This is a genomic window from Arthrobacter sp. MYb23, from assembly GCF_002979775.1.
Taxonomy (GTDB): domain Bacteria; phylum Actinomycetota; class Actinomycetes; order Actinomycetales; family Micrococcaceae; genus Arthrobacter.
In genome coordinates this window covers 32,578-55,615 of the sequence record NZ_PCPR01000018.1, presented here as the reverse complement: position 1 = coordinate 55,615, position 23,038 = coordinate 32,578, and the positions used below count along the sequence as shown (strand labels likewise).

General features: G+C 62.4%; 21 protein-coding genes. 12 read left to right on the top strand and 9 right to left on the bottom strand.

The annotated features are described in order from the left end of the window. Positions 1-35: 35 nt before the first annotated feature. Entirely contained in the window at positions 36-824 is a 789-nt protein-coding gene (locus CQ020_RS17055; RefSeq protein WP_105692934.1) for a siderophore-interacting protein, read from the bottom strand. Between the two features lie 95 nt (positions 825-919). On the opposite strand from CQ020_RS17055, the gene CQ020_RS17050 reads away from it, so the two are divergent. From CQ020_RS17050 to CQ020_RS17030, 5 genes are all read left to right on the top strand, one after another. Then, positions 920-1,750, top strand: coding sequence for an AraC family transcriptional regulator (locus tag CQ020_RS17050; RefSeq protein ID WP_219844487.1), 831 nt, complete (start codon positions 920-922; stop codon positions 1,748-1,750). A 149-nt stretch (positions 1,751-1,899) separates the two neighbouring features. Further along, on the top strand, positions 1,900-2,985 hold the full coding sequence (locus CQ020_RS17045; RefSeq protein WP_219844486.1) for an ABC transporter substrate-binding protein: 1,086 nt from the start codon (positions 1,900-1,902) through the stop codon (positions 2,983-2,985). Then, the gene (locus tag CQ020_RS17040; protein ID WP_105692932.1) at positions 2,982-4,055 is read left to right on the top strand and encodes an ABC transporter substrate-binding protein; all 1,074 of its coding nucleotides are present in this window, start codon (positions 2,982-2,984) and stop codon (positions 4,053-4,055) included. Before CQ020_RS17045 ends, CQ020_RS17040 begins: the two co-directional genes overlap by 4 nt. A gap of 26 nt (positions 4,056-4,081) precedes the next feature. After that, positions 4,082-5,170 (top strand): iron chelate uptake ABC transporter family permease subunit, encoded by a 1,089-nt coding sequence (locus tag CQ020_RS17035; RefSeq protein WP_219844485.1) that lies wholly within the window; start codon positions 4,082-4,084, stop codon positions 5,168-5,170. Continuing rightward, on the top strand, positions 5,167-6,243 hold the full coding sequence (locus tag CQ020_RS17030; RefSeq protein WP_219844484.1) for an iron chelate uptake ABC transporter family permease subunit: 1,077 nt from the start codon (positions 5,167-5,169) through the stop codon (positions 6,241-6,243). The genes CQ020_RS17035 and CQ020_RS17030 overlap by 4 nt, the downstream gene beginning before the upstream one ends. A 28-nt stretch (positions 6,244-6,271) precedes the next feature. Here the strand turns inward: CQ020_RS17030 and CQ020_RS17025 are convergent, their stop codons facing one another. Next, a complete protein-coding gene (locus CQ020_RS17025; protein ID WP_105692931.1) occupies positions 6,272-7,705 on the bottom strand; it encodes a PLP-dependent aminotransferase family protein in 1,434 nt (477 codons plus the stop codon). Between the two features lie 115 nt (positions 7,706-7,820). On the opposite strand from CQ020_RS17025, the gene CQ020_RS17020 reads away from it, so the two are divergent. From CQ020_RS17020 to CQ020_RS17005, 4 genes are all read left to right on the top strand, one after another. Beyond that, positions 7,821-8,708 carry a dihydrodipicolinate synthase family protein gene (locus CQ020_RS17020; protein ID WP_105692930.1) on the top strand — a complete coding sequence of 296 codons (888 nt, stop codon included), beginning with the start codon at positions 7,821-7,823 and terminating at the stop codon, positions 8,706-8,708. A 36-nt stretch (positions 8,709-8,744) separates the two neighbouring features. Then, on the top strand, positions 8,745-9,995 hold the full coding sequence (locus tag CQ020_RS17015) for an MFS transporter (protein WP_258141984.1): 1,251 nt from the start codon (positions 8,745-8,747) through the stop codon (positions 9,993-9,995). 115 nt (positions 9,996-10,110) lie between these two features. Further along, complete coding sequence (locus CQ020_RS24790; protein WP_105692928.1) at positions 10,111-10,449, top strand: LysR family transcriptional regulator substrate-binding protein; 339 nt, start codon at positions 10,111-10,113, stop codon at positions 10,447-10,449. Positions 10,450-10,505: 56 nt separating this feature from the next. After that, complete coding sequence (locus CQ020_RS17005; protein ID WP_105692927.1) at positions 10,506-10,961, top strand: Lrp/AsnC family transcriptional regulator; 456 nt, start codon at positions 10,506-10,508, stop codon at positions 10,959-10,961. A 107-nt stretch (positions 10,962-11,068) separates the two neighbouring features. On the opposite strand, the gene CQ020_RS17000 is transcribed toward CQ020_RS17005, so the two are convergent. The 7 genes from CQ020_RS17000 to argH form a co-directional block, all read right to left on the bottom strand. After that, on the bottom strand, positions 11,069-12,445 hold the full coding sequence (locus tag CQ020_RS17000) for an aspartate ammonia-lyase (RefSeq protein WP_105692926.1): 1,377 nt from the start codon (positions 12,443-12,445) through the stop codon (positions 11,069-11,071). Beyond that, positions 12,442-13,857, bottom strand: coding sequence for an aldehyde dehydrogenase family protein (locus CQ020_RS16995; protein WP_105692925.1), 1,416 nt, complete (start codon positions 13,855-13,857; stop codon positions 12,442-12,444). Before CQ020_RS16995 ends, CQ020_RS17000 begins: the two co-directional genes overlap by 4 nt. Beyond that, complete coding sequence (locus CQ020_RS16990; RefSeq protein WP_105692924.1) at positions 13,850-14,896, bottom strand: homoserine dehydrogenase; 1,047 nt, start codon at positions 14,894-14,896, stop codon at positions 13,850-13,852. The genes CQ020_RS16995 and CQ020_RS16990 overlap by 8 nt, the downstream gene beginning before the upstream one ends. A gap of 306 nt (positions 14,897-15,202) precedes the next feature. Next, positions 15,203-16,090, bottom strand: a complete 888-nt coding sequence (locus tag CQ020_RS16985; protein WP_105692923.1) for a carbohydrate ABC transporter permease — start codon at positions 16,088-16,090, stop codon at positions 15,203-15,205. Further along, complete coding sequence (locus CQ020_RS16980) at positions 16,090-17,013, bottom strand: carbohydrate ABC transporter permease (RefSeq protein ID WP_105692922.1); 924 nt, start codon at positions 17,011-17,013, stop codon at positions 16,090-16,092. The genes CQ020_RS16985 and CQ020_RS16980 overlap by 1 nt, the downstream gene beginning before the upstream one ends. Then, positions 17,010-18,338 carry an ABC transporter substrate-binding protein gene (locus CQ020_RS16975; RefSeq protein ID WP_105692921.1) on the bottom strand — a complete coding sequence of 443 codons (1,329 nt, stop codon included), beginning with the start codon at positions 18,336-18,338 and terminating at the stop codon, positions 17,010-17,012. The genes CQ020_RS16980 and CQ020_RS16975 overlap by 4 nt, the downstream gene beginning before the upstream one ends. 91 nt (positions 18,339-18,429) lie before the next feature. Next, positions 18,430-19,917 (bottom strand): argininosuccinate lyase, encoded by a 1,488-nt coding sequence (argH, locus tag CQ020_RS16970; RefSeq protein WP_105692920.1) that lies wholly within the window; start codon positions 19,915-19,917, stop codon positions 18,430-18,432. 197 nt (positions 19,918-20,114) lie between these two features. Here argH and CQ020_RS16965 point away from each other — a divergent pair, with 197 nt between their 5' ends. The 3 genes from CQ020_RS16965 to CQ020_RS16955 all read left to right on the top strand — a co-directional run bounded on the left by CQ020_RS16965 (position 20,115) and on the right by CQ020_RS16955 (position 23,037). After that, positions 20,115-21,164, top strand: coding sequence for a LacI family DNA-binding transcriptional regulator (locus CQ020_RS16965; protein WP_181151922.1), 1,050 nt, complete (start codon positions 20,115-20,117; stop codon positions 21,162-21,164). 192 nt (positions 21,165-21,356) lie between these two features. Continuing rightward, positions 21,357-22,070, top strand: a complete 714-nt coding sequence (locus CQ020_RS16960; RefSeq protein WP_105692975.1) for a GntR family transcriptional regulator — start codon at positions 21,357-21,359, stop codon at positions 22,068-22,070. Between the two features lie 52 nt (positions 22,071-22,122). Further along, positions 22,123-23,037: an ABC transporter substrate-binding protein gene (locus CQ020_RS16955; RefSeq protein WP_105692918.1), complete on the top strand. Its 915-nt coding sequence runs from the start codon at positions 22,123-22,125 to the stop codon at positions 23,035-23,037. Position 23,038 lies beyond the last annotated feature (1 nt).

The window sequence follows — 23,038 nt, the reverse complement described above, 5'->3', positions numbered from 1 at the left end:
GCGTGGCTTGCCTCCCCGCGACCGCCCCTCTGAATTCAGTCCACGTCAGCCGGGCGGTCGCCGGCTTTGTCCCGGGACCAGTAGCCGATCGCATGGTGCCGGTTGCGGGGTGAGCCGAGCCGTTGGCGCAACTCACGGCGTATGGCCCGGCTGGCGGAGGCCTCGCACGCAACCCAGGCGTACCAGGGGGCGTCGGGCTCTTCAAGCTCGGCCACCGCACCTGGCAGCGAACTGTCGCCTAGACCGTTGCCCGTGCCGACCAGCCAGCGGTAGTGGACATCCGCGGCTGTGGTGAAGTTCAGGATGTCAGCTTCGTCCGCAACCTCCGCGATCACCGTGGCGCGGATCCCGTTTCGCAGCCCCTCAACGATGCGCCCGAGGCCTGGAAGCCCCGTTGCGTCAGCGACCAGGACCTGCACCTCGGCGTCGGCGGGCGGCTCGTAGTAGGAGCGGCTTTCGCCCTCATTGAAGATGCCAATGACATGCCCGGGCTCAGCCCGTTCCGCCCAGGTTGACGCGATTCCGTGGCCGTGGATTGCAAAATCGATATCGAAACGCAGCCCGCCGTCGTGCACGGACCGAATCGTGTAATGCCGCCACGGCGGCTCCTCGCCTGTCCACCCGGGGCCGTACTCCGGCAAGTTGAACGTCTCGAGTGCGGCGATTGTCTCTCCGGGGCGGGGAATGGCGATGTCGACGCGTTCGTCGCCAATGCCGTTGACATGCCAGCGCCAATCACCCACGGCTTCGAGATTGATACGAATCATGTGAGGGGACAGGCGGGTTACGTGAATTACACGTGCCGGTGCGCAGGGGATGGCCACTATTCGTCCTTAAGTGCAGTGTGAGGGGTGCGCGAGAGCCGTCGCACACGCATGAAGTAAGGTTAGCCTAACAATAGTTTTTGGAAGGTTGTGTTGTGTCATCAGTGCTTGCCCCCGCCCCTGCCGCCGGGCCCGGGAAGAATGAGCAGGGGGCTAAGCGCCCCGCGCCCGTAGTGGCCAGCCCCCGGACGGTGCCGGATCCGTTCCTGCTCACGACGGGAATGATGGAGCAGGAAGAGCCGTATCACTGGCCCCCGCACCACCACGAGGAGCACGAGCTGATCTGGTCCTCAAAGGGAGTAGTGACCATCCTGGTGGATGGGCGGGTGTGGAGTGTACTGCCCGGAACCGGTCTGTGGATTCCCCGTGGTGTGGTGCACGAGGGCCACATGGGCGGCGGCGTCGCCGCGCGCGTGACCCTCTTCTCGCCGGAGGCGTGGACCCGCGGCTGGAAAAACACCCTCGCCGTAAAGGTCAATGCGGCGGTGCAGCAGCTGCTGGTCCATCTGGCCAACACGGGAATGCCCGCGGAGGAACGGCTGCGGGCCCAGCAGGTGTGCATCGACATGCTCGAGCCAGCCGAGAGCAGCAACATCTCGGTGCCAATCCCGTCCGATCCAAGGATCCGGGAGCTGGTGGACGCCGTCCTCAAAGATCCGGCCGACGACCGTTCGCTGGAGCAGTGGGCGCGCAGGCTCAACCTGAGTTCGAGAACCATCACGCGGACCTTCGGAGCCGATGTGGCCATGAGCTTTGTGCACTGGCGCCGGCTTGTCCGAATGCGCTCGGCCCGCGGATTGCTGGCACAAGGCATGAGCGTGGAGGCCGCGGGACGAAGGGTCGGCTACGGTACCACCAGCGCTTTCGTCGCCGCCTTCCGCAAGGTGGTTGGCCATACCCCGGGAGAGCTGCTGGCCCGGGGCTAGGCTCACCGCTTGCGCAGCCACCGTGTCCGAAAAGCGATACACGCTGTCCACACAGCCGAGGTGAGGCAACCTAGGCTTGGATGTTAGGTAAACCTGTCCTAACTTCACGGGCCGTGCCGCACAGCAAACACTTCGAACACAGGATCAACATGTCCAGCACTCTCCATCCCCCTATGGCCACGCCCTTCAGGAAGAGGGGCCTTGCCGCCTTCGCCCTCCTCGCGGTTCTGACGGTCAGCGGCTGCTCCCAAGGCAGCAGCGATGCCGGTTCAACAGGCACCACAACCGCAGCCAGCCAGGCTGAAGACGGCGCCTTCCCTGTCACCATCAAGCATGCCCTCGGCGAGACCACCATCAAAGAAGAGCCGAAACGGGTGCTGGTCATGGACTCGGAATCGGCCGACACCGCACTTGCCCTGGGCGTAGTGCCGACCTCCATCTCGAAGCAGACGTGGGGTGGCGACGAGCAGGGGTATTTCCCGTGGACGCGCCAGGCCGTGGACAAGCTGATCGAGGCGGCACCCGAGACCAAGGAGTTCTATTCCGAGAGCGGCGACCTGAACTTTGAAGTGATCCTGGACGAGGACCCGGACATTATCCTGGCCCCGTACTCGGGTTTCTCCCAGGAGGACTACGCCCGGCTCAGCGAGATTGCGCCCACCGTGCCCTACGACAACAAGCCGTGGCAGCCGAGCTCATGGCAACAAATGACCATCAGCATTGGCCAGGCACTTGGGCGGCCGGCCCGCGCGTCGGAACTGGTCACCGAAACCGAGGCCGCGGTGGAGAAGGTCAAGACCAGCCATCCGGAGTTTAAGGGCGTGAGCTTCCTCTACGGCACCTACTTGCGCGAAGGCGAAACCGAGGCCGCCATCTATGGTCCGGCCGACCCCCGCGTGAAGTTCATCAGTGACCTTGGCCTGACTGTGGCACCGGATGTGGTTGCCGGGGCGGCCAAGTCCGACGCCGACTCGTTCAGTTTCGGTGTGAGCCTGGAAAAGCTGGACACGGTGGACGCCGACATCTTCATTGGTTGGGCCAGTGAACAGTCCGAAGTGGACTACTCCCTGAAGAACCCGCTGTTCTCGAAGTGGTCCGTCATTTCGGGCGGCAAAGACCTGTGGCTCACCGACAAAGCGCTGTCGTCCGCGACGCAGCGCGTCAGCGTGCTCGGCATCCCGTGGGGCATGGACGTTCTGGTTCCGCAGCTCACCGACATCATCGGAAAGTCATGAGCACCCTGACCAGGCGCGCCCGCCGCGCCAAGAAAAAGACTCTTGCCGCCGTCGCCCTCATTGCAGCCCTTGCGCTGTGCGCCTGTGCCCCAGGCACCGACGACGCCGGAAAAGTCGCCACCGCAGCCACGGCGGGTCAGGCCGAGGCCGGGGCATATCCCGTCACCATCAAACATGCCCTGGGCGAGGTGACCCTTGACCAGGAGCCCCAACGCATCGCCGTCATCGGCTGGACCACGCCGGACATTGTGGTGGCCCTGGGACGTGTTCCCGTGGCAGTGGGCAAGAACAGCTACGGAGCGGACGACGGCGGGTACTTCCCGTGGTTCCGCGACGGCGTCAAGGAACTGGATGGCCAGCTGCCCCTTGCGTTGCCGAGCCTGGAACGCGGCGAGATTGATTTCGAAGAACTGTTGGACACCGCTCCCGATGTGATTCTGGCAACCTACTCCGGGATCACTGCCGAGGACTACACCCGGCTGAGTTCGATCGCCCCCACCGTCGCCTATCCGGAAACGCCATGGGCCACACCGCTCGAGGACAACATCGAGCTCGTGGGACAAGCCCTCGGCGTGCCGGAACGCGCCGGAAAGCTACAAACCTCCCTGAACAACACCATCGCAAGCGCTGCAAAGGCCCACCCTGAGTTCCAGGGCGTGACGTTCGCTTATGGAACGGTGCCCGCAGACGATGGCACCGTGCTGTTCAACGGACCCGCCGACACCCGGGTGCAACTCCTGGAGCAACTGGGACTGGTCCTGGCCCCGGGAATTCCGGAACTTGCCAAAGCCAGCGGCCAATCGTCCAGTTTTAACGTGAGCCTGGAAGAAATGTCGGACTTGAAACCGGCGCTTTTCGTGACAAATGTTGAAGACGACGCGGAGTGGAAGAAGGCGCTGACATCCAGCAGCATCTTCGCCAACTGGGCCCCGGTTGACCGGGGATCCGTGGTGGTCACCAGCGACCATGCGCAAACAATGTCCTTGTCCTCACCGAGCCCTCTGAGTATTCCGTGGGGCCTGGACAACTTCGTTGAGCGGCTATCGGACGCCACCGGCAAGCTCAAGTAACCCATGCAGCGAACAGGATCCAAGCAGTGAGCAGCACAACTGCGCTGGTCAGTGGAAGTGCGCCGCCACCACCCCGCAAGACCATACCGCACAAGACATTGCCCAGTGGGACCGTGCGCACCCGCACCTTCCGGACGGTCGGCCTCATGGCCGCCGTCGCCCTGTTGGTCATGGTCACCGTAGCGAGCATCATGGTTGGTGCCCGCGACCTGACCGTGAGCACCGTGATGTCTGCCTTGTTGAATCCGGGCGGCTCCACCGAGGCCCTCATCATCTGGGAACTGCGGGTCCCGCGCACCGTGGTGGGGCTCGTGGTGGGTCCGGCGTTGGGGCTTGCCGGCGCCCTCATTCAAGCCTTCAGCCGAAACCCTCTGGCCGACCCCGGCATCTTGGGCGTCAACGCCGGAGCGGGCTTCTTTGTGACGATCGCCGTAGGAGTCCTGGGATTCACGGATGCCAGGGGCTACGTCTGGTTCGCCCTGGCCGGGGCAGCCGTGGTGACGGTGCTGGTGTACCTGATCGGATCGGTGGGGACCGGCGTTGCCAACCCAGTCCAGATGACCCTTGCCGGCGTGGCTCTGAGCGCCGTTCTGGGCGGGGTCGCCTCGGGCATCAGCCTGAAGAACCCGCAGGCATTCGACAACATGCGTTACTGGGGTGCCGGATCCATTGGCGGCCGGGACCTGGAGGTTGTTGCCGCGATCGCTCCGCTCATTTTCGTTGGAGTCACCCTGGCCCTGCTCGTGTCGAGGCCGCTCAATGCCTTGGCCATGGGCGATGACCTGGGCAAGTCCCTGGGCGTCAGCATCGTGGGCACCCGGGTTGTTGTGGTGGTGGCAGTCACTGTGCTGGCCGGAGGGGCGACGGCGCTGGCCGGCCCCATTGGATTCATCGGATTGATGGTGCCGCACATGGTTCGCTGGATTGTTGGTCCGGACCAACGGTGGATCATGGCCTACACGTTGGTGATCGCACCGATCCTGCTGCTGGTGGCTGACATCCTTGCCCGGATCATCCTGCCCAGCGGTGAGTTGCGAGTGGGGTTGGTGACCGCCGTCGTCGGGGCCCCCATCCTGATCCTGTTGGCGCGGCGCAAGAAAGTGAGCGGACTGTGACGCACGAACAAGCACAACGCGTCGGGCGTGCACCGCTGGGGAACGGCCGCCCGCAATGGTTGCTGCGTTTCTCCCGCCCGCCTATCTCACTGAGATTCGATCGCCGGGCACTCGTCGTCGGCCTCATCATTGTGTTGCTGGCGTTGCTCATTGGCGTGTACACGCTGACCGCAGGCGCTTCCCGCACACCTCTGGCCGATGTGGTGTCTGCACTTCTAGGGCAGGGGGACAGGCGCACCCAGATGCTCGTGGTCGAATGGCGGCTTCCGCGGCTGCTGTTCGCCATTTTCTCCGGTGTGGCGCTGGGGATGAGCGGTGCACTGTTTCAGTCGCTGACCCGCAACCCGCTGGGCAGCCCGGACATCATTGGATTCGCGGCCGGCTCCTACACCGGGGCGCTGCTGGTGATGCTCGTCGTGGGCAGCACCGGCTACTACATGGTCGCCGCTGGTTCACTCATCGGGGGGATCGTGACGGCGGCGCTGGTCTACCTGCTGGCCTACCGCCGTGGCGTGGAAGGCTTCCGGCTCATCATCATGGGCATCGGCGTCAGTGCCGTGCTCGGCTCGATCAATTCCTACCTGATGCTGCAGGCCAAGTTGGAAGACGCCATGTCCGCAGCCGCCTGGGGATCCGGGTCGCTCAATGGGCTGGGCTTTGACCAGTTCTGGCCCATGCTCACGGTCTTGGTGCTCCTGGTGCCGATAGCCTTGGCCCTGGGACCGGGCATGCGGCAACTGGAGCTGGGCGACGACGCTGCCAAGGCGCTGGGCCTGCGCACGGAAAGGCTCCGACTTGGCGCGGTGGTGGTCGGTGTCGCCCTGACCGCACTGGTGACCGCGGCGGCCGGACCCATTTCCTTCATAGCCCTCGCCGCGCCGCAGATCGCCCGCCGCCTCACCGGTGCCGCTGGGATTGGAATGATTCCAGCGGCCTTGGTGGGCGCATTGTTGCTCACCGCGGCCGACGTAGTGGCGAACTCCATCCAGTTGCCAGTGGGCATCATCACCGTCTCCATTGGCGGGACTTACCTGATCTGGCTTCTGGTCCGCGAATACCGTCGCAGAAAATAGTCTCGCTCCCGGGAGCGGTGGTGTTGGACTACTTTTGGTCACTGGAGTCGGCTTGAACCTCAGTTTGTCCGACATGTTTGATCAGGCCCGACAAGATGGTCAGGGCTTTGGCCAACTGCAGGTCCGTGGCGGCCCCGTAGCCGAGAACGAGACCATTTTCAGCTGGTCGGTCTGCGTAATATCCGGTCAGGGGGATGACCCGCACTCCGAGTGCCATGGCCTTGGCGGCCACGTCTGCGGCCTCGGGGTGGTTGAACCGCACGACGGCGTGGAGTCCGCCGTCGAGGGCTGAGAGTTCCAGGTCGCGCCGGGAACCCAAGCGGTGGATGATGAGGCCGCGGCGGTGCGCGTATTCGCGCCTGGCGCGGGTGATGTGCCGGGAAAGTCCGCCTGCTTGGATGTAGTGGGCGATTGCTGACTGCAGTACGCCGGCCACTGGTGTGTCCAGTGCTTCCCTGGTGGCCTTCAAACGGTGGCCGGCGTCGCCGCGAACCACCAAGTACCCGCAGCGAAGCCACGGGCTGAGGTTTTTGGAGAACGTTCCGAGCAAGACTACGTCTGCCCGGCTGGGCAGGGAAGCGACGGCGGGAAGCGGCATTCTGCTGTGCCGGAATTCGCTGTCGTAGTCATCCTCCAGCACAAGGACGCCGTGCTGCTCGGCCCATTTCAGCAGCCCGATCCTTTCCTGTACTGCCATCCTTCCGCCCAACGGGTATTGGTGGCTGGGGGTCACCAGAACTGCATCCGGGATGTCCTTGAGCGCGGCCAGCTGTGAACTCTTCAGGCCGTTTTCATCCACGGGGACTGTCTCGATGTGGGCGCCTGCTGCTGTCATGACCCGGCGTGCAGTGGGGTAGCCGGGGTCCTCAACCAGGATGCGCGGCTGGGTGGTTTGGTTGCGGAGCATGGCGACGACGAGTTGCAGCGCGTCGCTGGTGCCGCCGGTGATGATGATGTCATGAGGATCGACGGCGAGTCCTCGGGAGACGGCCAGGTGATCAGCAACTGCTTCACGCAGTGCCGTGGTTCCCAAGGCCGGTGGGAGTTGGGCTTGGCCTTGTTCTGCTACGGCCGATTTCCAGGCGCTCCGCCATTGCTTGTCCTGAAACGGTGATCCAGAGGGGCGGCCGGGTGTCAGGTCGATGACGTCGGCCGGGGGCGAGGTGCTGGATGGTTTCCTCTTCTCCGGGGGGCGGCTGTTAATGTCCGGGCGAACGGCCACCTTGGTTCCGCCGGCGCCATTGCTCTCAAGGAACCCCTCGCCGGAGAGTTGTTCGAACGCCCGCACCACGACGCCTCGGGAAATGCCGAGTTCCGTGGCGAGCCGTCTGGTGGCTGGCAGTGCGTGTTCCGGCCGCAGGACGCCGTTGAGGATGGCGGCACGCAGTTGGCTGGCCACTTGTGCAGCGAGGGAGATGGAGCTGTTTCTGTCCAGCTCGATCGGTAGCTCAGCTTCACTCATTTGGACCTCCAGACTTGTTGATTCTTGGACCTAGTGTAGGACCAAGAGCTTTGGGAACATGGACTTCAGTCACCAGAAGTGCTGCGTCCTTGCAGCTCGATGAAAGTAGGAGCCAGTGTTCAACGGCCTCAGCGCATTTCCCCTCACTCCCATGGACGGCGAAAGCGTGAACCACAAGTCCCTTGGCAAGGTGGTGAGCCGAGCCGCCAAGGCCGGTGCGGACTCGCTGGGAGTTCTTGGTTCAACGGGCAATTATGCTTACCTGTCCCGCGAAGAACGCCGGGCCGTGCTTGAAACCGCAGTGGAAGCCGCTGACGGGGTGCCTGTTCTCGCCGGAGTTGGCGCAGTGCGCACCCGGGACGTGCTCTTGTACGCCGCTGATGCCCAAGCAGCAGGTGCTTCCGCGTTGCTTCTGGCCCCGGTGTCCTACCAGAAGCTCTCCGAGGAAGAGGTTTTTGGGCTCTTCGAGACTGTGGCGGCAGAGTCCGATCTTCCGATTGTGGTTTACGACAACCCGGGCACCACCGGCTTTACCTTCAGCGATGACCTGCACGCCAGGATTGCCAGGATCCCGGGGATCGCTTCCATCAAGATTCCTCCGCCCCCGCCCGGGCAAGTGGCAGCGCGAGTCTCCAAGCTCAAGGCCGGATTGCCTGGGAGGACATCTCTGGGCATCAGTGGCGACTGGGTGGCCGCGGACGCATTGCTCGCCGGATGCAACGTTTGGTACTCCGTCATTGCTGGGGTGTTGCCGCGCCAGGCGAGGGCCATTGTTGACCATGCACTCGCGGGCCGAAGCGAGCTGGCCTTGGCCGCATCGGCGGAACTGGAACCCATCTGGTCCCTGTTCCGCACCTATGGAAGTCTGCGCGTCACCACAGCTTTGGCTGAGGATCTGGGCGTCGTGCCTTCTTCGGCTTTGCTGCTGCCGCTCCGCGGCTTAGATGCCGAGGGGCGGGAGAAGGTGGCGTTGGCCATCCGGCAATGTGGTGTGGAGGCTTAGCAGTTGGAACAGGTCGAATCTTCGCCCACACAGGAGATGAGTGCCCGGAGAGTGGCAGTTGACCTGACAGGGAATAGCCGCACCGCCGGGAAGAACCAGTTCCGTGGGAGTAACCAGCCAGGCGCCCCGGGTGGCCTGGCACGCTATGTCCTGGCTGCCACCTTGGCGCGTAGTGCCGATGGCGGCGCAGTTGTCGCGATAGTTCTGTTGGCAACCACCAGTGGTGCATCCGGCTGGGTGGCAGGCCTCCTGGGTGCCTGCATTACGGCGCCGCATCTCTTCGGGCCTCTCATAGCGCGCAGCCTCGATACCGCCAAGGACGGCAGGACAGTAATTGCGTGGGCTTGTATTGTCCACGGAGCAACACTCGCGGCCGCAGTTCTCCTATTCCCCGTAACTCCGCCTATTGTCCCCGGCCTCCTTCTCATCGTCTCCGGTCTGGTCGGTCCCCTCCTCACGGGAGGCATCAGCAGCAGATTGGCAGCAATCGCCGGACCGGAGAGGAGCAGCCAAAGGCGTGCCCAGGGGTGGGATGTGGCCACGTACGGCATCAGCGGGACGATCGGACCGTCCTTGGTGGCGGCCGTCTCCGCGTGGGCCAACCCCGCCACTGCAGCACTGATCCTTGCGGGGGCAACTTTCCTGGCCGCCGCCGTCGTTAGGCTTTTGCCCTACATGCCTCCGGCTACGGTTGCCGCTGAAGTTCCCCGGCCCGGCCGGACACTTCTGATGATGATTTCCAACGGCCCGCTGCGACGAACCCTCTACATGACTGTTGTTGTGGCCCTGTCCGTGGCTGCTCTACCGATCACCGCGGTGGCATCCACGGGGGAGCTCGGTGTGGCCCCGGCCGCCGCCGGGATTCTGACGGCCGCCTACGGGCTCGGTGGGCTCTTGGGATCAGCGGGCGTCATGATCCGGCCACTGAGAACCGACGCCGATCCGCTGATGACCTGGCTTGCTGCCGCCGTAGGGATTGCCTTGTGTGGTACAGCCCTGGCCGGAACATTCCCGACGGCGGTTGCAGCCTTTGCTTGTGCCGGCGTACTGAATTCCTACTTTTTCGCCGCCACGCTGGCGGCCCGCAGCGAATACGCGCCGCCGGCTGCGCGAGGTCAGGTGTTCGTCTGGATTGGCGCCCTGAAAATCACTGCCGGCTCAGCTGGCACAGCTATGGCGGGGGCGCTGATCGTCCCTGTAACCCGGCTCCCGCTGTACCTTGCGTTCGGGCTCATTATCCTGGCCGTCGTGGCATCCATAGTGGACCGCTATCGATCCAGAATCTAATCCGTTTCACCTACTCGGGAGATGCCCAACCAGAAACGGCAAGCCAGTGGGATATGTTTATACGGACGATTAAGGTAAGGCTTATGGATCCGTACCAACTCCAGCCACGCTGGCCATGGCCCAGGGAAAGGCTTCTCTGAAACCGGCAGACCTGGTCGGGACCACGTGGATTTCCACCCATGCTGGTTTCTCGCCGACGGACATGCTCGACGCCGTAGCTGCTGCGGCCGGGTACCCAATGCGGGTTGTGCACAGAATCAATGACTTCAGTACGGCCGCTGCCATGGTCTCCGAAGGTGGGCACTTGGCCTTGTTGCCCCGGCATACCGTCAGTATTCCCGCCTCGCAGGATGGGGTCCTTCGCCCGCTCCGAAGGCGTGCAAACAGTTCGTCACGTGGACATGCTGGTCCGACGCGAACGGGTGGTCCACAGGGCTGTAACCGTTGTCATTGATGCCTTGCGCGGAATCGCCCAAACACACGTTCAAACCCCATCACTCAGGAGCGCCCATGCCAAAGAATCCACGCGATGAGATAGACGCGCAGATTCTTGCCGAACTTCGGCGAAACGCCCGCATCAGCTTGGCCCAACTCGGCGAGATGGTGATGCTTTCCCGTAATGCTGTGAGACAGCGCGTCGAACGTCTGGAACGGGATGGCTTCATCAACGGTTACACCATCCGGGAATCAGTGGGAGATGGGACGCCTGCTGTCAACGCAGTGCTTCTGATTCAGCGCCACGACAGGATGAGGGGCGGTGACGTCATTGCAGGCTTACAGGCCATTCCGGAAATTATCACCTGCGACGTGGTGAGCGGTGAGCTTGACCTGATCGCCAGGGTGGAAGCACCTGATGCAGCAAGGATCCAGGAAATTTGGCGGCAGGTCTCAGAATTTCCCGGGGTCCGTGACATCACCACGGCCCTGTCCTTAACGACTGTGATCGACAGGCAGTTGCGACAATAGCCCTACGATCTCAATGCTTAAAGAAATCCGGCGCTGCGGAAACGATTAGTTCCGCAACGCCGGATCTCCTGCAGGCGGGCGTGCGCCCCGACGGCTTGTTGCCTGTATCAGGCGCCCATGAGCGTCTCGAGCTGTTCAGGCAGGAGCAGCCCTTCGGTCACGGCGAGGTCCATAACACTTTGCCCTGAAACAAGGGCGCGGTGCGCGAGTTCTGCTGCCACGGTGTAGCCCAGCAGCGGGAGCAACGATGTGGCCTGTGCCGTGGAAGCCCTTGCACGGGAGCGCAGTAAAGCCTCGTTTGCTTCAATGCCCTCGACGCAAAGGTCCCGCAGCACATCGGTCCCGTTGGTCAGCCAGCTCAGTGATTGCAGCAGGGCGTGAGCGATGACCGGTTCGAACGCGTTGAGTTGAAGCTGTCCATTGTCGGCAGCCATGGTGACGGTGAGGTCGGCCCCGGCCACGAAGAACGCAATCTGGTTGACGACCTCCGGGATCACGGGGTTGACCTTGCCGGGCATGATCGAAGAGCCCGCCTGGCGCGGGGGCAGCCGGATCTCCGCGAGTCCTGTTTGCGGTCCGCTCGAGAGTAGCCGCAGGTCACTGCAAATTTTGGAGAGCTTGATGGCTGTTCGTTTGAGCGCGCCTGAGAACGTCATGAACGCACCGGTGTCCCAGGTGGCTTCGACGAAGTCATGGGCGCGGACCAGCTGGATCCCGCTCACGGCGGAAAGTTTGTCGATGACGCGCTCAACATACAAGGGGTCGGCGGTGATGCCGGTACCGATCGCCGTGGCACCCAAACTGCACTCGAGCAACAGGGCAGCCGCTTCGCGTAGCCGGCGTTGGTCTTCTTCCAGCGTGACGGAGAAGGCGGTGAACTCCTGTCCTAGGGTCATCGGCACAGCGTCCTGCAGTTGCGTGCGGCCAACCTTGGGGATGTCCGCAAACGCCTGCCCGCGCTCGGCGAACGCCGCCGAAAGCAGGGCCAGGCGTTCCAAGAGATCCTCCAGCGCGAGCACCAGAGCCAGGCGCACCGCCGTCGGGTAGACGTCATTGGTGGACTGGCACTTGTTGACGTGCCCGATGGGGTCCACCAGATCGTAGGTGCCGCGGGGGTGACCCAGGGCTTCCAAGGCGAGGTTTGCGATGACCTCGTTGGCGTTCATGTTGGTGGATGTTCCGGCGCCGCCTTGGATAACGTCCACCGGGAAGGCGTGGTCAACCTCGCCGGAGGCCACGGTGTCGCACGCTGCAGCGATGGCGTGGCCAATGTCTGCCGGGATGAGGCCCAGCTCGGTGTTGGTCAGCGCCGCCGCCTTCTTAACCAACGCGAGGGCGCGGACAAGGTGCTGGTGGGATCCGAGCTGGATGCCGCTGATGGGGAAGTTGAGGATGGCCCGTTCGGTGTGGATTCCCCACAGTGCGGATTTCGGGACAGCGATGGAGCCCAGGCTGTCCTGTTCGATTCTTACTCCTGTGTTCATGTGGTGATCGCGATGACTTTGGGCTGGGTCATTTCTTCGTAGGCGAAGTGGACGCCTTCGCGGCCCATGCTGCCGTACTTGGAACCGCCGAAGGGCATGGCGTCATGCCGGTAGTCGGAAGAATCGTTGATCATCACTCCGCCTGCATCAATGGCCTTGGCAGTGGCCAGGGCGCGGCCCAGGTCCTTGGTGAAGACGCCGGCCTGCAGGGCGTATTCGCTGTCGTTGGCCAGTTCGATGGCTTCATCGGCGGTGTCAAACGATTCCACCAAAACCACGGGGGCGAACAGTTCCTCGCTCCAGGCTTCGCAGTTGCGGGGCACCGCGGTGAGGACAGCGGGTGTGAGGACCGGCCCGTTCAGGTCTCCGCCCGCGAGAAGTTGCGCCCCGGCGGCCACAGCCTCATCGATCTTCCGTTTCGCTTCGGCGGCGGAGGCGTTGCTGATCATGGGCCCCACATCGGTTTGTTCGTTGCTCGGGTCACCGGACTTCAAAGCAGTGGTTTGGGCGACGAAGTCCTGCACAAACGCATCAAAGACAGATTCTTGGACAAGGATCCGCTGGGCGCCAATGCAGTTCTGTCCCGCTGCCCAGAAGGAACCGGAGACACAGGCTTCGACGGCGCCAGGAAGGTCGGCGTCCTCGAAGACAATGACGGGTGCGTTGCCGCCGAGTTCCATGGACAGGCGCTTGAGGCCGGCGTTCGCCGCGATCGCCCTGCCGGTTGCGAAGCCTCCGGTGAAGGAGACCATGCGGACCAGTTTGGAGGAAATGATGGTCTGGGCGATCGTGCGATCGCCCAAGACAACGGTGACGAACTCCGCGGGCAGGCCGGCCTCACGGAGCAGGTCAACCAGGAGGATGGCTGTCAGGGGTGTCAGCTGGGACGGCTTGAGGATGACGGTGTTGCCACCGGCGATCGCCGGGCCGAGCTTGTGGGCCACCAAGTTTAAGGCGTCGTTGTACGGCGTGATGGCCGCGATAAGTCCCAGCGGTTCCCGGGTGAACCACCCCTGCCGGTTTTCAGAACCGGCGAACGAGTCGAACGGAACGACTTCTCCGACATTGCGACGCGTTTCCGCTGCCGAGAGTTTGAGGGTGTTCACCGCGCGGGAGACTTCCTTGCGGGCCTGCTTGATGGTCTTGCCGGCTTCGGCGACGATCAGTTCCGCGACTTTTTGGGACCGTTCTTGGAGCAGGTCGGCGGCGGTGTCCAAAATCCGGCCGCGCTCGTGACGCGGCATGGCGGCCGCTGCGGGAGCGGACGCCGCCGCGCGGATGAGCTCCACGCGGACGTCCGCCTCGGAGCACTGGTCCAAAGTGGCCAGGACGGTGCCGTCAAACTTGTTGCGCACCACCAGTTGATTGACGGTGGCTTCGCTGATGGTCTCGGCGATGGCTGTTTCAGGCACGGACGGCTCCTTTGACGAATTCGTCGACGGCAATGATGTCGGAAATGAGGGCGTACGCGGTCTCGACGCGACCAGCACCCGGACCGGAGACGGTGACGGCCCCGAGCAGGTCGGTGGTGAAGGAGACGGCGTTGGTGGCACCGGAAATGCCGGCGAGTGGGTGATCGGCTTCAAGGGCCATGGGCTGGACACTGGCAACGATGCTCCCATCACTCTCGCGCCGGGCTTCGCCGATCAGTTTCCAGCGGAGGCCGTTGGCCAGGGCCTGGGCGACGTCATCACCCTTGATGTCCTGAATGCCGGTGGTGTCCACATCACCGGGATCGATGGTGGCATCGAGCAGTTCGTTAGCAAGGATGGCCACCTTCAGCCGGACGTCGGAACCGCCGATGTCCGCGGTGGGGTCAGCTTCGGCGTAGCCGAGGTCCTGGGCTTCGGCGATGGCCTCGTCCAGGCGCAGGCCAGCTTCCATCCGGCCCAGGACGTAGTTGCTGGTGCCGTTCAGGATGCCCTGCACAGCGTTCAGTTCCAAGCCGCCGAGCATCTTGTGTGCCAGGCGGATCACGGGTGTGCCGCTCATGACGGCGCCTTCGTATTCGAAGCGGACGCCGTTGTTTGCGGCCAGTTTGCTCAGCTCAGGGCCTCGGAGTGCCACAGGTCCCTTGTTGGTGGTCACCACGTGCTTGCCGGATTCGATGGCCCACTTCACGTGCGAAACTGCCGGTTCGCCGTCGACCGGGCTTGTGAAAGTCGCTTCGACGACGATGTCGGCGGGGCTGTTTTTGATGACATCTTCGTTGCGGGGGTCGGAGCTGCCGCCCGGGAGCCCGTCGAAAGAGGATCCGCGCGGCATGGCCAGAACAGCGGCAAGGTCGATGCCGTCGCCCTGGACGAGTGAGCCAAAGGCAAGGTCGGTGATGGCCACAACGCGGAGCTCAAATCCAAGGGAAGCGAAGCGCTGCGGTTCATCGCGAATGAGTTCCGCCAGGGCGCGGTTGACGCCTCCGAAACCGATCAGGGCCAGATTGTAAGTAGTCACTTCGATCTCCTTGGTAGGGCAATATTGCTGTCCTTTAAGCCTCTGTCCCGGGAGTGTCAGTCTCCTAGGTACAAATGGCTCGTTGGAGATGCCGAAACGCCCAAAAATGCGGGCAGTTCGGTCCTATCCGTCACAGGGCACTCCAGCACTATCGCCGCAAGGCAAAAAAGCGGCCTTCCACCGTGGAGGTGGAAGGCCGCTGGTCAGCCCTGTCGTGGCCTGCTGTTGCCAGCCGTGTTCTGCGGGCGGTGGGGCTGCGGGATGTCCTGTGTTCTCGCTGAAGACCTGCCGGACGCACTCTGGCAGTTACTTGCTGAATCCGGCCGTGAGGCCAGCGACGAGCTGGCGGCGCCCCACGACATACACGAAGACGAGGGGGAGTGCGGATAGTACGACCGCAGCGAGGATCGCCGGGGTATTGATGGTGAATTCACCTTGGAAGGCCCAGAGCGATAGCGGAAGGACGCGGTTTTCTGCGCTTTGGGTCAGGATCAGCGGGAAGAGGAAGCTGTTCCACACATTGAGGGCGTTGTAGATGGCTATGGTGACGATTGCGGGGCGGATCAGGGGAAATGCGAGGCGCCACATCATGGACCAGTCCGAGCAACCGTCAAGTCGCATGGATTCAAAGAGCTCGTTGGGTACGTCCCGGAGGAAGTTGGCCAGGATGAGTACCGAGACGGGAACAGCGAAGGCGATCCCAGGCAGGATGAGTGCCAGCAAGCTGTCGTAGAGGTATAGCTTGGTGATGCCCCAGTAGATCGGGATGATCGTTGCCTGAAGAGGAATGGCCAGCCCGAGTAGGAAGAGGCGGCTGACCCCGGTGAGCAGCCGTCCGCTGCCGCGGACGATGGCGTAGGCGGCCATGAAGGAGATAAGTACCGCTGGCAAGACCGCGCCGGCGGTGACGATCAGGCTGTTGGCCAGGTAGCGGAAGAAGTCGTTTTCGAGAACGAGCTGGTAGTTCGCCAGTGTCGGTTTTTCCGCGGGAAGGAAAGGGTTGGATGCGAAGAAGCCTTGCTGGTCTTTGAAGCTGGTGATGACGACGTAGTAGATCGGCAGGATGACGACGGCGAGCCAGAGGAACCCAGCGACGCCGGCCGGTACGTTGAGCTTCTTTCGCGTCTTTCGAAGGGGTGCTTTTGCGGAGGGTCCCGTCGTTGCCCGCGGGGCTGATGCTGTTCGGAGGCTCATCAGGCACCTTCCAGTTGGCTTGCTTGGCGGTTCTTGCCACCGAGTCGTTGAATGAGGAGGGCAAGTCCGAGGCCGAAGACGGCCAGGATCACGCCGAGCACACTGGCTCCGCCCATGTCGTTGGCACGGAAGCCTTCGAGGTACATGAAGAGTGGCAGTACGGTGGTCGCGTGGCCGGGGCCTCCGCCGGTCAGGACGAAGATGAGGTCAAAGTAGGTCAGCGTGCCGACAACCATCAGTGTTGTTGAGGTGATGAAGGTGTACTTCAGCTGCGGAACGGTGATGGTGAAGAATTGCTGGACCACGTTGGCTCCGTCGATGCTTGCCGCTTCGTAGAGGGACTGTGGGATCTGCCGTACACCGCCTTGGTAGACCAGGACGTGGAACGGAATGTGTTGCCATGACAGGACGAAGACCACGACGGCGAGTGCCAGGTCGGGGTTGCCGAGCCAGTCTTGCTTCAATGCTTCGATGGGAATCGCTCCGCTCAACCCGAAGTTGGGGTCCAGCAGTGCTGTGAAGGTCAGGGCGACAGCGGCCGAGGACAGCAGGATCGGGACGAAGAAGAGGACCGAAAGGACTGCCCGGTAGCGTTGGAATCCAGCCGTGAAGACTCCGAGGAGCAGACTGATGGGGATCTGGATGGCGCAGCTGATGAGGATGACTTTGACAGTGGTCCACAGTGATCCGCCGGTCAAGGGGTCAGAGAGTACGGATGCCCAATTGGTGAAGCCTGCCCAGCTGATTTCACCGATTCCGTCCCAGTGCATGAAGCTCAGGACGATAACTCCGCCGAGCGGGATGATGGCGAAGGCCACGAAGAACACCAGCGCCGGAACGGTCAGCCACGCCAGTGATGCCCTGGTGCCATCGATGCTCTTGACGCCTGGTTTCCTGGTTCGCGTCAGTGTTGGGGCGCTCATTTCTTGCTCGCAGCGTTCATGGCGTCAACGAATTGCTCGGGGGTTTCCTGCTTCAGGAATACCTGGGACAGGTGGGTCAGTAGGGTATCTGCCAGTGACGGGTCCACGGCTTGGTCCCAGGAGAACTGGAACGTGGAGGCGTTCGCTGCCTGGTCGTAGGTGTATTTGAGAAACTCGCTGTCAGGGGCTGTGCCGAGCTTGCTGTCGACGCCCTTCAGCGGCGGTACTGCACCTGTCTTGATGATGCCCTCGGTGTAGGAGTCATTGAACAGTCCGCTGGCAAGGAAGTCTTTGGCGGTCTTCTTCTGCGCCTCGGAGGCGGTCGATGAGACGGAGAAGAAGTTGGCGGGGGAGCCGACCGTGTACGAGGGGTCACCCTTGCCGCCGTCAATCGTGGGGAATGGTGCGTAACCGAGCTTGTCGTTGGCAATGAAGTCCGGCGAGCCTTGTTTGATGGCTTGGAATTGCGACGAGAGTTGCAGGCACATGGCGGCCTTGCCCGTATAGAGCAGGGCCAGTTCCGACCCGGAGTTGGACGCCGTGGAAGCGAAGCTGTCCTGGAATCCGCCGGCGTCGACGAGTTGCTGAATCTTCTTCAGCGCATCGAGCACGGCAGGATCTGACCACGCGTCTGGTTCGCCCTTTTGGATGCGTTCCCATACCCCGGATCCACCTTCGCGGTCGACGAGGAACTCAAGCCAGATCAGTTCCGGCCATTTCGTTTGCCCGCCGAGTGCGAACGGGGCGACGCCGATGGCCTTGAGCTTGGGGACGGCAGCCATGATGTCGTCCCAGGTCTTTGGCGGCTCAATGCCGGCCTTGTCCAAGAGGTCTTTGTTGAAGTACATGGTTGCCGGGTTCACTTTGTTCATCGGCAAGGCGTACGTTTTGCCGTCAATGACCCCGTTCTGAAGGACGCTGGGCAGGTACCGATCAGCAACATCTGGTTTTTCCTTGACGAGGTCGCTGAGGTCTTCGACGGCCTTGTTGTCGACGTAGGACTGCAGAACGCCGCCGGTCCAGTTGAAAATCAGGGTCGGGGCTTGGCCAGCACCGACGGCGGTGCGGATCTTCGCCTTGTAGGCGTCTGAGGCGAAGAATTCGACCGTGATCTTCCTGTCGGGGTTCTTCTCATTCCACTGTGCGACTGCGTCCTTGATGACGGGCTGGTCGCCGCTGGTGAGAGACCACATGGTGGCAGTGGCGCCGCTGGTTTGCGAAGGGCCGCCGCTACCGCAGCCGGCGATGGTGATACCTAGCGCCGCAGCAACAGTGAGGGCGGCCAAACGCCGCCGGTTTCGTTGAGGAGATAGCACTGAAAACATGAGGATCTTCCTTCTTCTTTGAGGGCTTTACGAGGTCGTATCGACTTGGGTGTCTGTGGTTTTGGGCTCGCGGCCCGTGGCCAGGGGGTAATCAGTGTGGAGTGGCTCCAACCAGAGCGGCCGCCTCTCGAAGGAGCCCTTCACGAGCCTCCCGGGCCCGGGCAATAGTGGCATCGACGGATTTCCGGTGCGTTCGGAGGTCAGATTCGGCTTCTGCAGCCAATTCCTTTCGCCTGGCGCTGGACGTCCCGCCCGAGCTGATGCGGCTTTCGACGAAGGAGGCCGGATCAAGTACCGCCGCGATTTGTTCCTGGCTGTATTGCCGAAGCGGGGCTTCTGCAAGTTCGGGACGCAGGCTGCCCTCTTCCGTTTCAGAGGTCTCGTGGGCTGTGACAAACCGGGCCACGACGTCGTGGGCTGGCCGGAAGCTCAATCCATGGGTAAGGGCAAGGTCGTCGGCGAGGGCACTGGCCGTGGACCAATGCCGTCCTGCGGAGCGCCGCATCCCTTCGACGTTCACCTCCAAAGTCGCGACGGCTTCCGTCAGAAGTGTGATGGCTCCGGTTGTCTCCTGGCAGTAGCCGGGGATCAAGTTGTGCACATAGCACTGGTCCACGTCAGTAGATGTGGACGTGTGCATCACGCCCAGCTGGCTGGCACTCCACCCCACGGCACTGCCGGCCAATCCCCGAATGCGCTCGAATACCATCGGGTTCCGCTTTTGGGGCATCATGCTGGAGGTTCCGCACAGGGACGGATGGATCCGAACCAGCCCGACTTCTGTGGAGGACCAGTAGTAAAGGTCCGAGGCGAGCCTGCTGATGCCCGAGAGCGCCAGTCCCAGGGTTGCGGCTAATTCAGCTCCGACGTCGGTCGCGGCAGCGCCGGCGTCGCGCGCGTTCGGGATGGTTCGGTCGAATCCCAGATATGAGGCCGTGGCTTCGCGGTCGATGGGCCAGGACGTCCCGCTGTAAGCAGCGCCCCCGAGTGGGCTTTCATTGAGACGTTCATAGGCCTGCTCAAGACGGCTGAGGTTGCGGGCCACCGACCAGTAGTGGGCGTTGAAGTAATGCCCCAAGGTGGTCGGTTGGGAATGCTGCAAATGGGTGTACCCCGGGATCAGGACGCTGTCGTAGCGTTCAGCGGCGTCCAGCAGAGTCTCGCCGAGCTCCACAAGCCCGGCCAGGACGGTAAGGAACGCCTTGCGGTTAATCAGCCGCCAGCCGGTTGCCTTTTGGTCGATGCGGCTGCGGGCCCGCTGGATGTCCAAGCCACCCGGTCCGCACTGATCCTCCAGGTATCGCTCGATCTGCAACGTGATGGTCCCAATTTCCGGATCTCCGGCAAGGACCTTGCCCGGACCTTCGTCCAGGAGCGCCAGCAGCGCCGACACGAGTGACCGCCCATGCTCTGGCGTGAAGATCTTCTGATTTGTGAGCATCAGCGCGTGGGCAATGTCCATCAGGACGTATTCCTCAGCACCGGCCAGCTCGTCTGTTAGCTCGAGTCCGTTCACGTGCTCCACCAAAGCAGGTGAGGGGCGGGCACCAAGACGGCCGTCAGTCAGAGTGGCCCTCATGGTCGTTCCGCCGTCGCTGATTCGTCGGCCACGGTGCCGGACTCAGTACCTGTCCGAAAGGACATTTGCTCTCCCTAGATCAATGTAAACGTCAACATCATCAGTATTAGGCCACTGAGAATCCGATGTCAACGATTACATGGAATTTGATGTCGACGATTACACTAGGAGAAACATCAGGCATTGAGGGGGCTGGAATGGCAGGGATTGAGCAACACCGCGTCACGGTCAAGGATGTTGCCGTGCTTGCCGGCGTCAGTACCGCAACCGTGACCAGGGTTCTGCAAGACTCGGAGAAAGTCATCCCGGAAACGCGGGACAGGGTCATGGCGGCCGTCGAGCAACTGGGCTATCGGCCCAATCCCATGGCAAGAGATCTACGCCATGGGAACCGGACCGGAGCGGTCGGCCTTGTCATGTCCACGTTCACCAACATGTATCAGGCTGGTGTCGCCGCGGGTGCCGAAAAGGAACTGCGAAACGCCGGGCTGCAGCTCCTCATCGGCTCCACGGACGAGGACCCTTCCCGCGAGCCCGAACTGGCACGGGCCATGATCGACCGCAGGGTCAGTGCTCTCATGGTGATGCCTGACGGCGAGGAGCGGGAATTCCTCAACCCCGGCCATCTCTTCGGCACGCCCGTCATTCTCGTCGGCCGGCCCGCCGGCGGCCTCGATGCGGATGTGGTCATGACCGACGACGACCGCGGCGTCGAAGAGGCAACCAATCAGCTGCTCGACCTTGGCCACCGCAGAATAGCCGCCCTGGCTGGGCAAAGTAGCTCCTTCCGTGCAACGCAGCGCCTGAGTGGGTACAGGATGGCCTTGGCAAAACGAGGTCTGGGGGAGGATCCGGAGCTGGTGGTTGACAATCTCATCACCTCAGCCCAGGCGCGTTCGGCAATGGCCCATCTGATGGATCTTCCTTCGCCACCCACTGCTGTCCTGGCTCTGAACCTCGGCATCAGCACTGGGGTGCTGTTGGACCGTCTGGAGAATAACCGGAAACTGGCTTTCATTGCCCTCGACGAAAGCGAACTCTCCGCCGGACTGAGCGTCAGTGCGCTTGTCCGGGACCCCGAAGAGGTCGGTAGGCAAGCGGCCAAACTCGCCATCGACAGGATTGCCCAGCCGGACTTGCCGGCACGAACCATCATTCTCCCCAGCCATTTGGTCCAACGAGGCACGGGGGAAGTGGCGCCGGAAATTGTATCCGAGCGGTTTGAAATGGCTCAGCCTCCGCAGTAAGAGCGGCGCTGATCGCTCTTCTGCTTGTAGCCCCTGCCTCAGGCGGACCTGGAGACAGCAGCTACTACAGATGCTGCCCCGCCGTTTGCTGATACAGCCATGCCCTCAGCTGGACAGACTCCGTGTGACGTGGCATACAAATTTTGTCAGAAAACTATTGACCGGTCATTTGATTAAATGTACGGTCAATTCATGAACACCCCTCTGCATCAGAAAATTCGATCGGGCCTTGAATCCCGGATCCACTCCGGAGAGCTAGCGCCCGGGGCGAGGATGCCCACGGAGGCGGAGTTGCAGTCGGAGCACGGCGTCAGCCGTTCCGTGGCCCAGCGGGTCTTGAACGATCTGGCGCAAGCGGGACTCGTGGTGCGGCGCAAGAGGCTTGGCACCCACGTGGCCGAAGGTGCCCGGCAAGTGAACCTGCTGCGTTCACTGGACCCAAGGATCGAAAGCGCGGGGCTGCCAGGACGCATGGTGGTTGTTTCTGCCGGGGTCGTGTCCGCGGGTAGTGCAGAGGTGGATGTGCCGGGCCTCGAGGATGAGGATCCGGTCATCCAGCTGGTGCGGGTGCGCCACGACGTTGACGATACCCCGATCGTCATCGAAGTATCTGCTATCCCTTTCAACCTGGCACCCCGGCTGTTGGAAGACGGACTCGAGGGAGTCTCCATCAGGGCCTACTTCTCGAACAAGGACGTCGCCATCGCCCGATCGAGGATGTACTTTGACCCGATCCTGCTGGAGCAGCGTCACGCGGACCTGTTGGGCATTGACGCAGGCGTCGCTGTCCTTCGCCGTCGCAGGCTCATGTGGCAGCCAAACGGCCAAATTGCCGAGTCGGCGGCCTACTACCTGAAGCCTGACGCGCTCGAGTTCTACGTCGAATACTCCGACCAGAGTCACTAACTGCCCACGACACTATTCGTGGGCGCCAACTTTAAAGTCCAGGAGAGACCGAATGAAAAGAGTAACAATCCTGGCCCTGTCCACCGTGGTAGGGCTCATGGGGCTCAGCGCTTGCGCCAACCCCACCGACGGCGCGGCCACCCAGCCGTCCGCCAACGCAGACGTCATCGCCGCTGTGCAGAAGGACGACGCCATCGCCGCCATGCTCCCCGACGAGATCAAAAAGAAGGGAAGCTTCACGGTATCCATCAACGCAGATGTGGCACCGGTGAAGTTCATTGACAGCGACGGCAAGATCACTGGCCTGAACCCCGAACTGCTGCGGGCAGCGGCCAAGGTCCTGGGAACGGAAGTTGAATTCCAGGAAGGCACCTTCGACGCAATGGTGCCAGGCTTGGAGGCCAAGCGTTATGACGCCATTGCCTCCGTGGGCGACTTCGTTGAACGCCAGGGAAAGATTGATTTCATTGATTACCTGAAAAACGGTACGGCAATTCTTGCTCCGACCAGCCAGAAACAGGACCAACTGACCACAGAGCAGCTGTGCGGCTTGAACGTCGGTTACGGCCGCGGATCCTCACAACAGGGCAACCTCGAGAAGATTGCCCTGGAATGTGAGGCAAAGGGACAGCCGAAACTTGAAATCAGCGGCTATCCCTCACCCGGGGCGGGAATCCTCTCGGTCAAGAGCGGCGAAGCTGACGCCTTCTGGGGAGACCTCCCGCAGATGCTGTACAACGTCAAAAGCGAACCGGGACTTTTCAAGATCGTCTACACCGAACAGAAGAGCGTGCTCGGGATCGGTATCAACAAGGACAACCCCGAACTTCGGGACGCTCTACGTACCGCCCTGCTCAAGCTCGTCGAGGACGGAACCTACCATTCCCTCCTCGAAAAGTGGGGCCTGCAGGACTTCGGTATTCCGGACATGAATGTCAACAGCACCAACAAGCTCGGAGGCAAGTGAC

Excerpts from the sequence above, each read along its gene's own strand:
- CQ020_RS16985 (WP_105692923.1), bottom strand. The coding sequence starts at position 16,090 with ATGAGCCTCCGAACAGCATCAGCCCCGCGGGCAACGACGGGACCCTCC.
- CQ020_RS16980 (WP_105692922.1), bottom strand. The coding sequence starts at position 17,013 with ATGAGCGCCCCAACACTGACGCGAACCAGGAAACCAGGCGTCAAGAGC.
- CQ020_RS17000 (WP_105692926.1), bottom strand. The coding sequence starts at position 12,445 with ATGAACACAGGAGTAAGAATCGAACAGGACAGCCTGGGCTCCATCGCT.
- CQ020_RS16965 (WP_181151922.1), top strand. The coding sequence starts at position 20,115 with ATGGCAGGGATTGAGCAACACCGCGTCACGGTCAAGGATGTTGCCGTG.
- CQ020_RS16960 (WP_105692975.1), top strand. The coding sequence starts at position 21,357 with ATGAACACCCCTCTGCATCAGAAAATTCGATCGGGCCTTGAATCCCGG.
- CQ020_RS17040 (WP_105692932.1), top strand. The coding sequence starts at position 2,982 with ATGAGCACCCTGACCAGGCGCGCCCGCCGCGCCAAGAAAAAGACTCTT.
- argH (WP_105692920.1), bottom strand. The coding sequence starts at position 19,917 with ATGAGGGCCACTCTGACTGACGGCCGTCTTGGTGCCCGCCCCTCACCT.
- CQ020_RS17005 (WP_105692927.1), top strand. The coding sequence starts at position 10,506 with ATGCCAAAGAATCCACGCGATGAGATAGACGCGCAGATTCTTGCCGAA.
- CQ020_RS17015 (WP_258141984.1), top strand. The coding sequence starts at position 8,745 with ATGAGTGCCCGGAGAGTGGCAGTTGACCTGACAGGGAATAGCCGCACC.
- CQ020_RS17025 (WP_105692931.1), bottom strand. The coding sequence starts at position 7,705 with ATGAGTGAAGCTGAGCTACCGATCGAGCTGGACAGAAACAGCTCCATC.
- CQ020_RS24790 (WP_105692928.1), top strand. The coding sequence starts at position 10,111 with ATGGCCCAGGGAAAGGCTTCTCTGAAACCGGCAGACCTGGTCGGGACC.
- CQ020_RS16955 (WP_105692918.1), top strand. The coding sequence starts at position 22,123 with ATGAAAAGAGTAACAATCCTGGCCCTGTCCACCGTGGTAGGGCTCATG.
- CQ020_RS16975 (WP_105692921.1), bottom strand. The coding sequence starts at position 18,338 with ATGTTTTCAGTGCTATCTCCTCAACGAAACCGGCGGCGTTTGGCCGCC.
- CQ020_RS17045 (WP_219844486.1), top strand. The coding sequence starts at position 1,900 with ATGTCCAGCACTCTCCATCCCCCTATGGCCACGCCCTTCAGGAAGAGG.